The organism is Paenibacillus sp. y28 (genome assembly GCF_037137075.1).
Classification (GTDB): Bacteria; Bacillota; Bacilli; order Paenibacillales; family NBRC-103111; genus JBBBNV01.
Genome location: NZ_JBBBNV010000033.1, coordinates 28,701 through 43,221 on the forward strand (window position 1 = coordinate 28,701; position 14,521 = coordinate 43,221).

Consider the following 14,521-nt stretch of genomic DNA (forward strand, 5'->3'; position numbering starts at 1 on the left):
TTTGTCTTTTCCTTGAGCTCCTTATTTATTGGAATTCATACTAATAGTTCAAGGAAATTTATATTTGCGTAATAATATACGTACCAAGAAATTTCTGGTTTCAAAGCAAATCGCTTTTGGCTTATCGTGAAGCACCGCCGAAAACAAAAACACAAAAAAACGCATGCCGGTCGGCATACGGAAATCCTGTAAGTGAAGCTGATGTAGGACTAGCAGTGACAGCATGACTCCGCGCCGGGCACCGCGTGCAGTTCCCTGCGCGCGGTGTGACGCTAACTTGCAGATTCCAGCTCCCGGTATGCCGCTGAATCGGTGGTCAGCCGTTGCTGCACAGCTCGTCCTTGTCAGAAATGTCTTATACATCGGCTGCGCAGCGGAAGCCCATATGTCCGGTGGAGCTATCTGCCGTATTGGAGGTTCGGGCCGCAACCCGGTAGCGGTTGCAGTAAGATTTGTGGCACAGGTAGGAGCCCCCGCGAATCACCTTGTTCGTCCCCTTGGACGGGCCCTTCGGGTTCAGCCTCGGGCCGTTCACGTGGAAGTCGGGACTGAACCAATCCGCGCACCATTCCCACACGTTGCCCGCCATATTGTACAGTCCGTACCCGTTCGGCTGAAAGGCTTGTACCGGGGCTGTTCCCAGGTAGCCGTCCGAGGCGTGATTTTTTCTAGGGAACAAGCCCTGCCAAATGTTGCACTGATGCTGCCCGTCGATAAGCAGCGTATCTCCCCACGGGTAGCGGCGCTGAACGAGCCCTCCGCGGGCGGCATATTCCCACTCCGCTTCGGTCGGAAGACGCTTGCCGGCCCAGGTGCAGTATGCCTGCGCATCATTCCATGAAACATGGACCACGGGATGGTCAAGCCGGGCTGCAATATCGGAATCGGGACCTTCCGGGTGTTCCCAGCAAGCGCCGTCCACCTTCCACCACCACGGAACCTCCTGTACCGCATTCGTCACCGTGTCTTTTGTCTCTGGAGAAACAAACAGGTGGAACACATACGACCATCCGAACCGCTCCGCTTCCGTCCGGTACCCGGTATCCCGGACAAAGTCCCGAAACTGGCCGTTAGTAACGGCGTGGGCATCCATGCGGAACGGACCCAGCGTCACGGTGCGAACAGGCCCTTCCCCGTCAGCCGGGAAGCCTTCGCCGTCATTCGTGCCCATCAGGAATTCACCGCCCGGCAGCAGGATCATGCTTTTCTTGAGCTGCTCCTGCTGCGAAGCCTGCCGCAAAGGGGCAGTGGACGCCGTCTCAGGTGCTGCGTTTGCGTTTCGCCCGACCGAACAGCCGCAGGAGGAAGTCGTTGGGAGGGATTCAGTCATTAGTGCTCACCTTTTCTTCATTAAATAGGTTCTTCATACAAGCGTACTCTACCGGCGACCGAGGGTCAATGTACAGGAAGGGGACGCGGCACCCGGCGCTCGACCGCCGTCATGCAGCGAAACACTGCGCGCTGGGAGCTGCGCGCGGTGCGGAAACTATGCAGGCAATGATGAGATTAGAAAGGCTGCCGGAACACAGCAGCACCGGGCGCTGAGAATCCCGCGCCCGGTGTGATTATCCTCATCGTATTCAACAGGATTGAACTCCGGCTGCCAGCGATGGACGGGTCAGATCCAGCCCGAAGCTGGGGCTGCATCCTCCTTCTAGATGCCCGAGCTGTCGATCAGCTCCAGCTCATCCACCTTCTCGAACTCGCTCAGCACAAGATGGCGGAACTCCTGGAACGCAGTGCTCGCTTTTTTGCGGGGATACGGCAAATCCACCGGAATTACATGCTTGACCGAGCCCGGCCGCGCTTTCATAATGACAACCCGCTCCCCAAGATAAATGGCCTCATCGATATCATGCGTGACGAAAATCATTGTCGTCCGGTTCTGCTGCCAAATATCGAGCAGCACCTCCTGCATATGGTTGCGGGTGAATGCATCCAGCGCCCCGAACGGCTCGTCGAGCAGCAGCACCTTCGGGCTGCGCAGCAGGGCCCGGGCAATCGCCACCCGCTGCGCCATTCCACCGGACAGCTCACGCGGATACGCCTGTTCAAAGCCCTTCATCCGCACCAGCTCAATCAGCTCATCCACCCTGCGCCGGATGGCCGGGTCCTTGAGCGACAAATCAGCCGCAATATTTTTCTCGACCGAAAGCCATGGAAACAGCCTCGGTTCCTGAAAAATAAACCCTTTTTCAATACTAGGCCGTTCCACCCGCTGCCCGTTAAGTGTCACCAAGCCTTCGTAGCCTGTATCAAGACCGGCCACAATTTTGAGCAGGGTGCTTTTGCCGCAGCCGCTCGGACCGATCACCGTTACGAATTCCCCTTCGCGAATGTTGAGCCGGATATCCCGCAGCGCCTGAACGACGCCCTGAGGGGTGCTGAACGTTTTGCTGACATTCGATATTTCAAGCCATTGTGCTGTAGCCATGTGTTGTCTCCTCCTCTGCAGCGTGCCGGCGCCGATCGGCGAACACTCCGCTCTATGTTTGCCTGGGACCGACAGCCCGGTTAATGGGCAGCGAAATATTCCTGCAGCAGCCGCGTCAGCCCGCCCTGGCCGAACCGGATAGACCGCAAGCTTTGCCCCGGTCCCTCCTGGGGCTGGCGATTTACATAGTCGAGAAACGACAGCGCTGCTTCCCGTCTTTTGATAATCGTGACGTAGCCGCTGCGGTAGAGCCACTCATCGATGGTGTTGTAAATCCCCCGGTTAATCCGAAACACCTCACTGCAATATTGATGAAACAGCAGATCCGGCAGCTGCACCGCCTCGCCCGGCTCAGTCACGCCCGCCAGCTGCTGAACCGCCTGCCATTGCGTTGCCCCTCCAATTGCCGCCATAAACATTCCTCCTTCAACATTTAAAAAGACCCCCTTATCAACATCCGCCCTCACACTGCGATGCAGGAGAACGAAAGGAGAGAAGGAGGTCTCCGGTGGACCGGTAGACGCTCATCACCAAATCTTATTTGCTAGGCTTGTAAATTTGGTCAAACACACCGCCGTCGTTAAAATGCTTCTTCTGCGCTGTTTGCCAGCCGCCAAAGTCTTTATCGATGGTCAGCAGGTCGATTTTGGGGAATTGGTCCTTGAATTTGGCCGCTACCGATTCCAGACGCGGGCGGTAGTAATTTTGAGCCGCGATCGTCTGTCCTTCCTCCGAGTACAGGTATTCCAAATAAGCTTGAGCCACTTCGCGCGTGCCGCGTTTATCAACGGTTTTGTCTACAACAGCAACCGGCGGTTCAGCCAAAATACTAATGGAAGGCACCACAATTTCGAATTTGTCCTTGCCCAGCTCATTAATGGACAGGAACGCCTCGTTCTCCCATGCAATCAGCACATCGCCGATGCCCTTCTCTACGAAGGTCGTTGTCGCGCCGCGTGCGCCGGAATCCAGCACCGGCACATTTTTGAACAGCTGGGTTACAAATTCCTGTGCCTTGGCTTCCTCGTTGTTGTTTTTCTTGAGCGCATAGCCCCAAGCCGCCAAGTAGTTCCAGCGCGCGCCGCCCGATGTTTTCGGGTTCGGGGTGACGACGGATACGCCCGGCTTCAGCAAATCATCCCAGTCCTTGATGCCCTTCGGATTGCCTTTGCGCACCAGGAAAACGATGGTGGACGTATACGGCGAGCTGTTGTCCTTCAGCTTGGACTGCCAATCCTTATTCAGAAGGCCAACCCCCTGAATTGCGTCGATATCGTAGCCGAGCGCCAGGGTAACCACATCGGCCTGCAAGCCGTCGATAACCGAACGGGCCTGTGCCCCGGAGCCGCCGTGGGACTGCTTAATCGTCACGGTTTGGCCGTTTTTCTCCTGCCAGTGCTTCACAAACGCTTTATTGAATTTATCGTACAGCTCCCGTGTCGGATCATAGGATACGTTCAGCAGCTCAACCGGCGGCTTCGCGGAGGATGCCGCCTTGTCGCCCGAAGCCGGCGTTTGGCCTCCGGCTGTGCCCTGTGTGGCCTGGCCCCCTCCCCCGCAAGCGGAAACAAGCAACCCCAGGCTTAGTACAAATGGAATAATACCGTATTTTTTGACACGCTTCATCATCACAAGACTCCCTTCTTCTCTACCTCATTTTTTTCTACTTTACGCGTTGCGTCTTCCCCCCGGCGGGCTTCGTCAGCTCGTTCTCCTGCATATCGAACCGTCGGCGCTCGGAACGCTCGATTTGAACGATTCGCCCGTCATGCACCGTAATGAGCACCGTTCCGTAGCTCAGGTCCGACACGCTTTCAAGGATACGCCCCACCCACAACTCATCAAGCCCGTGCGTACTGCTCATTGAACCCATCTCCATTCCCTTTATTTCATATGAATTTACTTGGTTTTGTTCTCTAAAAAAATTGCCCTTCGGCCCCTATGGCAGCAGCTATCCGATTTTATATGGACCAGCCGTGCCACTCTTTCTTTTTGTTGTGGGTGTAGTTCAGCCAATCAAGCGTTTTGCTGATCGCCAGCCGGCTGCTGTCTCCCGCCGAGAAGGTATGATCCGCCTGAAACAAAATTTCTTTCTCGCACTGACCTTCACTGCGCATCCAAAAAACCTTTTGATATAAAAACGTGTAATCGACCGGGATGATCTCATCCGCAGTCCCGTGCACAAGCAGCACATCCCCGCTGAATTTCTTCACTTCCTGAAAGGGCTGGTACTCGGTCAACGATTCAAAAAACACCGGCTGCAGGGTGTAGCCTAAATAATCGGCCCCTCCCCGGCTTACTGCCTCCTCATACACGCGTTTGGTCGTGATCTTGACAATATCCGAGAACGGATGAGCGACCGGCGCCCATAAGGCCAGCGTCTTGACGCGTTTGTCGCGTGCGGCCGTAAGCAGGGCGACTGCGCCGCCGAGGCTGTGTCCCAGCAGAATGACCCGTGCCAGATCAACGCTGTCTTTTTGCAAAGCATAATCAAGCACATGGCGGGTTTGTTCAATCAAAGACGTTAAACCGCCTGTTCCATAGTCCCCATGGCTTTCCCCGCAGCCCGCAAAATCAAAGCGCAGCACCATATACCCTTGTGAACTGAATTCGCGTGCCGCTTTGACGAACAACCGGTCAACGCCGACCCGGCTGCCTACGAAGCCGTGACATATAACGATGAGCGGAAACCGGCCCGCCTCCCCTTCACCGGCTTGCGCCGTCGGGTAATGTAATGTAGCGGCAAGCTCCGTTTCTCCTGCCGGTATCCAAATATGATGTTCCATCGCCAGTCCCTCCATCGTCATCAGTCATGCAGTGTGTCTTGCAGCAGGCTCCTTCAGGTTCAGCGGCTTGATCCCTCCCTCCGGTGGTCCGGTTGCTTGATTACCCACAATTCCTATTAATTTAGTATGTTTTGCTGTTGAACGTATTATATAATCGTGCAAACCCGCGTGTCAATACGTTTTTTCTAGAAAAATAGCTTTCCCTTCCTCCAAACGAGCTGCATCCGTTTATAAGCAGGATTCTTCGTATCTATAAATTATTCTGATACATGACGAAAAATAACCGGCCGCTCGCCCTTAAGCCCGTCGTTCCCGGTTATACGCCGAATATTTTCTTCCTGGAAAAAATAAGTCCCGCCGTGCAGCAAACAGCCGATTGCGGCCGCAGGCAAGCACAGCGGGACGTCTAGTTACGATCTGCCCGGAAGAGGATCGGATCGAACAGAGTATCTTTTCAGTACGAAATGCTTAGTGAATGTTGTTTTTCTCAAAATTGCCGCCCAGCACATCGGATACATGCTGAATGGAAATAAACGCCTTGCTGTCAATTTCATGCACAATCGCCTTCAGCTTGGCGACCTCCAGCCGCGTCACCACACAATAAATCATTTGCGTATCTTCCTTGGTGTAGCCGCCCTTGGCATAAATGTAGGTCGTGCTGCGGCCCAGGCGGCTGATGATGGCTTCCGAGATTTCTTCATATTCGCTAGAGATGATCGTTACCGATTTGGATTCATCCAGGCCTTCTACAACAATATCCATGACCTTGGCGGCGATATAGAAAGTGAAAATCGAATACATGGCTGAATCCCATCCGAACACGAAGCCGGCAATGATAAAAATAAAGACGTTAATTATCATGACGATTTGGCCGACCGGAATCCGGGTTTTCTTGGACAGGAGGATGGCAACAATTTCTGTCCCGTCCAGCGATCCTCCGAAACGGATCACCAGACCGATGCCTAGACCGAGAATCAGCCCGCCGAACAGGACCGCCAATATTTTCTCATTCGTAAACGGATCTACATGATGAAGCAGCGCGGTGGTGGCGGACATTAAACCGATGGCATATAAAGTGGAAAAGGCAAAGGTTTTGCCGATTTGCTTGTAGCCGAGGATGAGAAACGGAACGTTGATGAAGAAGATGAATAGTCCGAGAGGAACCGGAGTCACGTGGGACAGCACAATGGAAATACCGGTGATTCCGCCGTCAATGACCTGATTCGGGACGAGAAAGACTTCGAGTGCAACCGCCATTAAGATGGCGCCGAGCGTGAGAAAAATAGCCCTTTTCAAAAAATCCAAGATTGTAAGCCTTTTGTGCGTGCGTGTCATTTACTGATTGCCCCTTTTCTGCGATGGATAGTTATTATTGTACTATTCCTGCCTCCAAATTCCAAAAAGAGCGGCAGCTTGACAAAATTCCCCGCTGAAGGAAAATGGACATGTAGTGTCATACTCCGCAGCAGCAAACCGATTCAAGTGAAAGGGAGGAACCCGCATTGCCAGACTGGTCGTACCAAACCTTATTCCGTCCTTTGCTATTCCGGCTTCCGGCCGCCGCAAGCCGGGCGGTCACGCTCCATGCCATCGGACTGCTCAGCAGGCTTCCGCTCGGCTCCCTGGTCATACGCACACTCGGCCATATGGAAACCGCTCCTTTACTGGAAAGCAAGCTGGCCGGCATTCCACTGAAATATCCTGTCGGCCTGAGCGGCGGATTAGATCCGCTGGGCACGGCTCACCGGGCGCTGGCCCAATTCGGGTTCGGCTTTGTCGAAATCGGCCCGGTTACTGTGCAGCCGGTTGCAGGAGAAGCGCCGATGAAGCGTGAGCTTTCATCGGAAGCTATCATTTATCCCGACCGGTTTGAAAATCAAGGCCTGGCGCATACACTCCGCCGGTTAGAGCGCAAGCAGGGGCACCGGCTTCCTATCATGCTGCGCCTGGCTCCTATGCCCGGCAGCACAGCGAGGGATGCAGTAAATCAGATGAAGCTGCTGGCAGAGCAGCTTAGCCCGTATGCCGCCGCCCTGTACATCGACGGGCTCCATCCGGGCTGGAGCAGCAAGGAGGCTTCCCTTTATCTGGAGGCAGTCGCACAAGCCCTTCACAGCGCTTGTCCCGCTGTGCCCTTGCTGCTGTATGTGCCGCTGGACTATCCGCCCGATCGGCTGGAATCGCTGGCCTCGGAGGGCCAGCTCACCGGATGGGCGGGAATCGCCCTCGGCGATACGCAGCAAACCGCCGAGGGCGATGTCGCCGGCCGTAACGGGAAGCAGCTGTCCATCCGGCTGCTAAGCTGTTTGCGCCGCCGAATCGGCCCGGAGCTCCCTATTATTGCCGCCGGAGGCGTCCATGAGCCGCAGGACGCCCTGGAGCTGAAGCAGGCAGGGGCAAGTTACGTGCAGCTGCACAGCGGGATGGTATACGCCGGGCCGGGACTGGCCAAACGGGTCAATGAAGCTCTTATTTATGAGCAAATCGCATCGGGGGCGGCGAAGCTCCCTTCCGCTCCCCCCTTCTGGCACAGCTGGGGCTGGATGTGCCTGCTTGGCATCGGCATGATTATCGGCGGCCTGCTGGCCTGGATTATTGCCGCCACTACGGTTGTGCTGCCTTATGATTTGGCCTATTTGCTGATGACCCCGGAGCAGATCGCCGGGGCGAACGGCAGGCTGCTGCCGTTTATGTCCCACGACCGGGTCACCTTGGCCGGGACGATGATCTCCATCGGCATTCTTTATTATCAGCTTGGACGCTATGGTTTGCGGGAGGGGCTGCACTGGGCCAGAACGGCGCTGCTCACTTCCGGGCTAGTTGGCTTCAGCAGCTTCTTCCTGTATCTCGGCTACGGCTATTTCGATCCGCTTCATGCCTTGGCCGGTGCGCTGCTGCTGCCCATGTTCATCATGTCCATGCGAAGCGGCGCCGATTTGCCGCTCAAGGATCAGCCGAACCTGCGGAATGACCGGAGCTGGAGGCTTGCCCAGTGGGGGCAGCTGCTGTTCGTCATTCTCGGCTTCGCGCTGGCCATCGGCGGAATCGTCATTTCTGTTGTAGGAATTACGGGCATTTTTGTGGCTACGGATTTGGAATTTCTCTGTACGACGCCGGACATGCTTGCTCAAATCAACGAGCGTCTGCTGCCGCTCATCGCCCACGACCGCGCGGGCTTCGGCGGAGCGCTGTTCTCCAACGCCCTGGCGCTGCTGGCGACAGCGCTGTGGGGCCTGCAGCAGGGGCAGCGCTGGCTCTGGTGGACATTGCTGGTTGGCGGGTTTCCGGGATTTTTGGCGGGCTTCAGTGTTCATGCCGCTATCGGGTATACGGATTTTTGGCATTTGGCGCCGGCTTATTTCGCCTTTGCCCTGTATGCCGCTGGCCTTGTGCTGCTCTATCCTTACTTAATGAAGCCGGCCGGACCTATTCGGCGACTCGACACGTCGAATCCATACCTGAATTGAGGGACTTCCTTTGAAATACATGCTATACGTTTTGCCTGACGCATGCAGCTATGGCGTGCTGTCCACCTTTATTAAACAGGCTTATGATGAAGGCTTTCGTGCCGGGCAAGTGTCCGGCTCGCAAATGCTGTTCGTCCTGCTGCTGATGTGGCTGCTCGCGTTGTGGCAGCAGGCCCGGCGGACATCCGGTCCGGTCACCCCGATCGGTCGGACGGCTCACGGCGGACAAACAGCGCCTGGAGCCAATAGATTCGGAAGACCGCTTTGGAAGGACATGATCGCGCTGCTCGCTGCAGGGCTGCCCATGGGTCTGACCAGCCTGTTCTACTACGGCTCCCTGCAGTACGTCCCGGCTTCGCTGGTAATGATTCTCCTGTTCCAGTTCGTGTGGATTGGCGTCCTGCTCGATGCCTTGCTGTCACGCAAAAGGCCGGGCGGCAGGCAAATGCTTGCCGTTGCGGCGCTATTCACAGGCACAGTGCTGGCGGCAGGCCAGAGCGAAATGCTCTGCCTTCCCTGGCCAGGTATCGGGCTCGGCCTATTCCTGTTCACTTCATATTTCAACTCCCACTCCCGATCCGGCATAACCTGCCCTGAGGCAACTTTTTTTGTCGGTTTCAACAAGTTTTGCGGTTATCAAATTCCTTGAATAGCCCCAATAAATCGGCGCGGCGGTAAAACTGTTTCTCTAGACCCACACGGGATTCATCCGTTATCATGTGTAGAGCAAATAAAACGGAAGAGGTGCAGCGTACCGTGGACGTATACAACAACATCAAGGAAAGTGAGAAGGGGGCCTGGCTCAGCATCGGCGCCTATCTTGTTCTGGCCGCGCTCAAGCTGGCATCCGGCTGGTATTTCGCCTCCGAGGCCCTGACGGCCGACGGCTGGAACAATACCTCCGATATCGTCGTCTCCCTCGCTGTTCTGGTCGGCCTGCGGCTCTCACGCAAGCCGCCGGATGATGACCATCCCTACGGCCATTTCCGGGCGGAGACGATCGCCGCGCTGGTCGCCTCCATTCTCATGATCACCGTTGGCCTCCAGGTGCTGTACCAGGCTGTCACCAGCCTCTTGTCGCCGGAAAAAGCAGCTGCGCCGGATATGCCTGCCGCCTGGATTGCGCTCGGCTGCTCAGTGATTATGTTCTTCGTGTATGCCTACAACATGCGCCTGGCCCGCAAGGTAGACAGTCAGGCGCTGCGGGCGGCGGCGGCGGACAACCGCTCTGACGCGCTCGTGAGCCTGGGAGCTTTTGGCGGAATTAGCGTTTCCCGTTTCGGCCTGCAGTGGCTGGATACTTTAACTGCACTCATTATCGGCATCCTGATTTGCAAAACGGCGATCGATATATTCCGCGAAACGTCCCATTCGCTCACGGACGGATTCGATGAGACGCGGCTCGATGAATTTCGGGACACAATACTGCATATTGAGGGTGTCGATGAAATCAAGGACCTGCGGGCCCGGCAGCACGGCAATCAGGTGCTGCTCGATGTTGTCGTCTGCGTGGACTACCGGCTCAACGTGTGGGAAAGCCATGAAATTTGCGAGGAAATTGAAGAAAAAATGATGAAGGTGCATCAAATTCATTTCGTTCATGTTCATATTGAACCGGTCGATACCCCTGAGCAGCCAGCGGCCAAGGTTGTGAATTAGCCGTTTGCCTCTGGCTGCTCAGGGGGGATTCTTCCCCAAGCCCCCTATGGAATACACTCCCCGCGCGATACACCAGGCTTGTTACCTTTGAGCTTTCAAGTCCTGCTTCACTTCAATCCCTTTTTTTCTCCTCCAATCGTGCGCCCGATGAAAAATTACATACAAAAAACGGACGTTCCAGTTGAAATGGACGTCCGTTTCTGCTTGAAGCGCGTCTCGCGCAATGAAAGGCCCAATTTATTGTTATGCGCAAGGCATTGCGCGGCTAGCCGCGCTGCCTTCTGTTTACGCCCGCCCGCGCTGCACGCCGCAGCTGCCTTCCTGTGCGGCTTTACAAAGCTCGCGACAATCACACAGCACTTTTTGCACCGAACACCAGGAACGCTTCGCATAATAAATCGGCACCTCCTGATCCTTCGCCTGCTGCTTGATGACCTTGGACAGGTTGTGATTCACGTAGTCCGTCAGGACGAGCACCGCATCGACATTTTCCGGAATGCCCTTCTTGACCGCCTGGCATTTGCGGCCGGAAATGTGCAGCACCTCCCGAAAGCCCATCTCATTCAAATGATCCTTCATATTCCCTAAATGGTCGGCACCGACCACAAGTAAATTCGCCATTGCAGTTTCGCTCCTTCTTCGCTTAAGTAGATGTATTGCTATTGTGCAGGCTGGGCTAGCGCAATCGTCTGCCAGCTCTATGTATGTGCTCCCATGTGGTTCAACTGAAATAACGGCTGACGTGATTTGATCATAATTCTTATTTGGTTGATAATAATTCTCAATCTCAATTTCAATTATATTCATCCTTTGGGCGAAACGCAAGTGTTAGATTCGACCAAAGGCATCCAAATTAAAAAATTCCCATTTTTCAGCCCGATTAATCGGATTGTAAAATGGGAATTTGTTCTTGATTTCTGCAGGATTTGAGGCAATTCGGCTTTATTTCAACCATTTCGGCGTTTGAAGCGATAAAATGTGTCCAGCTTCAGAATGCTTCTACAGGACAGAATCGATTCCTGCTTTTATAGATCTCACATTTACTCAGCCCATCTAGTGGGCCCCGGACGACCCCGAGAGTCCGACCTGCTCAACAAGCCGGCGGCTGTGTTCGTTCAGTCCGGTAATCGATACCTTTTTGCCGGCCTGCTCATATTTGGCGATCAGCTTGCCGACGGCTGTAACTGCGGATTGATCCCAAACCTGGGAGTGTGTAAAATCAACCGTCACCGTCTCCGGATCGCCGCTGTAATCGAACAGCTCGGCAAAGGAGGAAACTGTGGCAAAAAACAGCGGGCCGCTTACGCGATACAGCTTGGCTCCGTTCTTCTGCTGTACGGCCTCCGCTTTAATGTGCGCCGCCTTCCAGGCGAACAGCAGCGCGCTCACCAGCACACCGGCGATGACGCCCTTGGACAGGTCGTGAGTTACCAGCACAATCGCGACAGTAATGAGCATGACCACCGCATCGCCGCGCGGCACCTGATGAAGCTTCAGCGAGGACCAATTGAACGTGCTGAAGGACACCATAATCATCACTCCGACAAGCGCAGCCATCGGGATTTGCTTCACGATATCCGCCAGCAGCATAATCAGAATAAGCAGGAACACACCGGCTGTGAACGTGGACAGCCTTGTCCGGCCGCCTGAACGGACATTAATGACCGTTTGCCCGATCATCGCGCACCCCGCCATGCCGCCGAACAGGCCGGTCACGAAGTTGGCCAGACCCTGGCCCTTGATTTCCCGATTTTTGTTGCTCTTCGTATCGGTCAGCTCATCAACAAGTGTGGCTGTCAGGAGCGATTCCATAATGCCGACCAGTGCCAGCGACAGCGAATACGGGAAAATAATACGCAGCGTCTCCAGCGAGAGCGGCACCTCCGGCAAATGAAACAGCGGCAGCGTGCTGCGGATATCGCCCATGTCGCCGACGGTCTTCAGGTCAACGCCCAGCGCAACCGCCAGCGAGCCGACCACCACAATCGCTACAAGCGGAGAAGGGACCGCCTTCGTAAACCGGGGCAAAATATAAATGATTGCCAGCGTCAGCGCCACCAGCGCGTAAAGCTGCCAGCCCGCGCCTTTAAAGTGCGGCAGCTGCGCCGTGAAGATAAGTATCCCCAAGGCATTAACGAAGCCCAGCATCACGGGATGCGGCACGAAGGTAATAAACCGGCCCAGCTTCAGCAGCCCCATCAGAAATTGCAGCACACCGGTCAGGATGGTCGCGGCCAGCATGTATTCAAAGCCGTGCTCCCGGACCAGACTTGCCAGCACCAGCGCCATAGCGCCTGTCGCGGCGGATATCATGGCGGGCCGCCCGCCGGCAATCGCCGTAATCATCGCAATGCAAAAAGAGGCATACAGGCCGACCATCGGGTCAACACCCGCAATAATGGAGAAGGCAATAGCCTCGGGAATCAACGCCAGCGCAACCGTAATACCGGACAGCAAATCGGTGCGGACCGTCGTCAACCGCCCGTTTGAAACTTGTGCTTGTGACACGTTTGTAACTTCCTTTCCTCCGTACATACCGTAAAAGCGAGCTTCCACGCCACCGCGCCCTTACAGCAGCCGTTACTCTGCAAGCCTTTATTATACACGCAACAATACCGGCAGTCCCGGCTGCGAAGGGGCATGAGAGCGGATACAAGGCTTTTAACGGCACGATATCTCTAGTATTCTTTCATTTTGAATAATCTAGCTTCCATTATCTATCGATAAGAAATAGTGCTATTCCTCAATTTGCCTGCGTCCGGCATAGCCGTCCTCATAGCCGTGATAATGGGCTACACGCTCTTCTCCCTGCCGCCAGCATAGCAGCACCTCTTCCCCATCGATGACCGCAGGAAAATCAACCAGGCCCAAATCAATATCCTTAAGCTGAATGCCCTTTAAGGTAAAGCTCTGAATTTGGGTGCGGGCTTGAATTTGGAGAAATTCCATTTCGCTCTCCAGTATAAAAAAGCGCTCTTCGTCCACCCGGACATGCTCGGCAAGCTGCCTGGTCTTGAGCTGCCGGTGCTCGAAAAGCTTCTCTTCAAATTCCTTCTTCGTCTTCTGCAGCGCCTCCAGCTCCAAGCGGATCAGCGGAAGCATCCGGTTCGCCTCTTCAGGGGTAAACCGCTTCTCGTTCATTGTCATGGCTCCTCTCCGGCAAAGCGGCTCCTGTTGGGCGGACCCGCATCTCTATGGAATGATATTTGCCTTCATCATACCCGATTGTCCACCCGGGGGCAATGCTAGTCCTCCTCACGGGCGGAGACGAAGCGGTTCATGCTCCGCCCAGGCGGATTCAGACCATTTGCAGATAACAAGAAGCATCCCGCCGGAGAAGCCTGAAACCCGCTTCCCTGGGGGATGCTTGCGAATGCCCGTTCTGCCGGGCCGCCTTGGATAAGATAGCAATCATATAAGCTCGGCGGAGCTGCACAACGGGTGACCACCGCCTTCTTGCCCCAGCCTGCTTGAGGTGAGGAGAAGCACGCCGGTTCCCCGCTTTGTTTACCATTCTGGTAAAGCATCAAAAAACGGACACACACCCACCAATCGCACCGCACATCGCCCCTTCTCCCTTCTCCTCTTATGCCGAGAGAGCAATTACGCGCCCTGAACCACATTCTGCGGCGTCTGCCCCGGGGGCACATCCAGAATGGCCTGCGGGGTCACTGGCTGACCTTGCGGTACGTTTCATACGTCTGCGCGGCTGTATACGGGTCGTAATGATGTTTAAATGTCCTGTTTATCCTGCTGTCAACTGTTCCCCGCTCGGCTTGGCAAAACAAAGCACACACAGCCTGGCTCTTATCCGGGCATACTACCGGAGAGGACCCGCGGCAGCAGCGGCAGCAGCAACTTCTGCTGACTGGAGCATGTGGAGCTGCACGGCTGCAGCCTCCTGCTTTTTCGCGGCTTCCTTTCGCCGGTCCTTCATCCTTCTGGAGGTGACGATATGCCAAAGCACAAGTATCCGAAGTTCAAGCAGTCCGACGGCAACAAATACGCCTTCAACAATGAATTTGCCAAAGAAGTCATTGCCCGCAACACAAAGCATCCGGCACAAAACAATCCAAGCGAGGGCGTTCAGCGCGGGGACTAGTGCTTAAAATCTCAAATACCTCAACGTTAACAGGTTAATCTTACCAAGCGATGTGATACACTGAAAGCACGAA

14 protein-coding genes are annotated in these 14,521 nt (G+C 55.1%); 4 read left to right on the forward strand and 10 right to left on the reverse strand.

Annotation, left to right across the window (positions count from 1 at the left end; translation table 11 throughout):
• Window positions 1-355: 355 nt before the first annotated feature.
• From WBG83_RS19745 to WBG83_RS19775, 7 genes are all read right to left on the reverse strand, one after another.
• Entirely contained in the window at window positions 356-1,330 is a 975-nt protein-coding gene (locus WBG83_RS19745; RefSeq protein WP_336747058.1) for a formylglycine-generating enzyme family protein, read from the reverse strand.
• 324 nt (window positions 1,331-1,654) lie between these two features.
• The gene (locus WBG83_RS19750; protein WP_336747059.1) at window positions 1,655-2,434 is read right to left on the reverse strand and encodes an ABC transporter ATP-binding protein; all 780 of its coding nucleotides are present in this window, start codon (window positions 2,432-2,434) and stop codon (window positions 1,655-1,657) included.
• 80 nt (window positions 2,435-2,514) lie between these two features.
• Entirely contained in the window at window positions 2,515-2,847 is a 333-nt protein-coding gene (locus WBG83_RS19755; protein ID WP_336747060.1) for a hypothetical protein, read from the reverse strand.
• A 124-nt stretch (window positions 2,848-2,971) separates the two neighbouring features.
• Window positions 2,972-4,060, reverse strand: coding sequence for a sulfate ABC transporter substrate-binding protein (locus WBG83_RS19760; protein WP_336747071.1), 1,089 nt, complete (start codon window positions 4,058-4,060; stop codon window positions 2,972-2,974).
• Between the two features lie 37 nt (window positions 4,061-4,097).
• Entirely contained in the window at window positions 4,098-4,298 is a 201-nt protein-coding gene (locus WBG83_RS19765; protein ID WP_336747061.1) for a YezD family protein, read from the reverse strand.
• Between the two features lie 97 nt (window positions 4,299-4,395).
• On the reverse strand, window positions 4,396-5,220 hold the full coding sequence (locus WBG83_RS19770) for an alpha/beta hydrolase family protein (RefSeq protein WP_336747062.1): 825 nt from the start codon (window positions 5,218-5,220) through the stop codon (window positions 4,396-4,398).
• A 468-nt stretch (window positions 5,221-5,688) separates the two neighbouring features.
• A complete protein-coding gene (locus WBG83_RS19775) occupies window positions 5,689-6,555 on the reverse strand; it encodes a YitT family protein (protein ID WP_336747063.1) in 867 nt (288 codons plus the stop codon).
• A gap of 167 nt (window positions 6,556-6,722) precedes the next feature.
• Between WBG83_RS19775 and WBG83_RS19780 the strand changes: the two genes are divergently transcribed.
• From WBG83_RS19780 to WBG83_RS19790, 3 genes are all read left to right on the forward strand, one after another.
• The gene (locus WBG83_RS19780) at window positions 6,723-8,687 is read left to right on the forward strand and encodes a hypothetical protein (RefSeq protein ID WP_336747065.1); all 1,965 of its coding nucleotides are present in this window, start codon (window positions 6,723-6,725) and stop codon (window positions 8,685-8,687) included.
• A 19-nt stretch (window positions 8,688-8,706) separates the two neighbouring features.
• Window positions 8,707-9,336, forward strand: coding sequence for an EamA family transporter (locus WBG83_RS19785; protein WP_336747073.1), 630 nt, complete (start codon window positions 8,707-8,709; stop codon window positions 9,334-9,336).
• 68 nt (window positions 9,337-9,404) lie between these two features.
• Window positions 9,405-10,346, forward strand: coding sequence for a cation diffusion facilitator family transporter (locus tag WBG83_RS19790; protein ID WP_336747066.1), 942 nt, complete (start codon window positions 9,405-9,407; stop codon window positions 10,344-10,346).
• Between the two features lie 285 nt (window positions 10,347-10,631).
• Here the strand turns inward: WBG83_RS19790 and WBG83_RS19795 are convergent, their stop codons facing one another.
• From WBG83_RS19795 to WBG83_RS19805, 3 genes are all read right to left on the reverse strand, one after another.
• Window positions 10,632-10,967, reverse strand: coding sequence for a DUF2325 domain-containing protein (locus WBG83_RS19795; RefSeq protein WP_336747067.1), 336 nt, complete (start codon window positions 10,965-10,967; stop codon window positions 10,632-10,634).
• A gap of 432 nt (window positions 10,968-11,399) precedes the next feature.
• On the reverse strand, window positions 11,400-12,854 hold the full coding sequence (locus tag WBG83_RS19800; RefSeq protein WP_336747068.1) for a SulP family inorganic anion transporter: 1,455 nt from the start codon (window positions 12,852-12,854) through the stop codon (window positions 11,400-11,402).
• Between the two features lie 228 nt (window positions 12,855-13,082).
• Complete coding sequence (locus tag WBG83_RS19805) at window positions 13,083-13,487, reverse strand: DUF2203 domain-containing protein (RefSeq protein WP_336747069.1); 405 nt, start codon at window positions 13,485-13,487, stop codon at window positions 13,083-13,085.
• A gap of 814 nt (window positions 13,488-14,301) precedes the next feature.
• Between WBG83_RS19805 and WBG83_RS19810 the strand changes: the two genes are divergently transcribed.
• Window positions 14,302-14,448, forward strand: coding sequence for a hypothetical protein (locus WBG83_RS19810; RefSeq protein WP_336747070.1), 147 nt, complete (start codon window positions 14,302-14,304; stop codon window positions 14,446-14,448).
• The last annotated feature ends 73 nt before the right edge of the window (window positions 14,449-14,521 follow it).

Coding starts and splice junctions, on each gene's coding strand:
- WBG83_RS19745 (WP_336747058.1), bottom strand. CDS start 1,330: ATGACTGAATCCCTCCCAACGACTTCCTCCTGCGGCTGTTCGGTCGGG.
- WBG83_RS19750 (WP_336747059.1), bottom strand. CDS start 2,434: ATGGCTACAGCACAATGGCTTGAAATATCGAATGTCAGCAAAACGTTC.
- WBG83_RS19755 (WP_336747060.1), bottom strand. CDS start 2,847: ATGGCGGCAATTGGAGGGGCAACGCAATGGCAGGCGGTTCAGCAGCTG.
- WBG83_RS19760 (WP_336747071.1), bottom strand. CDS start 4,060: ATGAAGCGTGTCAAAAAATACGGTATTATTCCATTTGTACTAAGCCTG.
- WBG83_RS19765 (WP_336747061.1), bottom strand. CDS start 4,298: ATGAGCAGTACGCACGGGCTTGATGAGTTGTGGGTGGGGCGTATCCTT.
- WBG83_RS19770 (WP_336747062.1), bottom strand. CDS start 5,220: ATGGAACATCATATTTGGATACCGGCAGGAGAAACGGAGCTTGCCGCT.
- WBG83_RS19775 (WP_336747063.1), bottom strand. CDS start 6,555: ATGACACGCACGCACAAAAGGCTTACAATCTTGGATTTTTTGAAAAGG.
- WBG83_RS19785 (WP_336747073.1), top strand. CDS start 8,707: ATGCTATACGTTTTGCCTGACGCATGCAGCTATGGCGTGCTGTCCACC.
- WBG83_RS19790 (WP_336747066.1), top strand. CDS start 9,405: ATGTGTAGAGCAAATAAAACGGAAGAGGTGCAGCGTACCGTGGACGTA.
- WBG83_RS19795 (WP_336747067.1), bottom strand. CDS start 10,967: ATGGCGAATTTACTTGTGGTCGGTGCCGACCATTTAGGGAATATGAAG.
- WBG83_RS19805 (WP_336747069.1), bottom strand. CDS start 13,487: ATGAACGAGAAGCGGTTTACCCCTGAAGAGGCGAACCGGATGCTTCCG.
- WBG83_RS19810 (WP_336747070.1), top strand. CDS start 14,302: ATGCCAAAGCACAAGTATCCGAAGTTCAAGCAGTCCGACGGCAACAAA.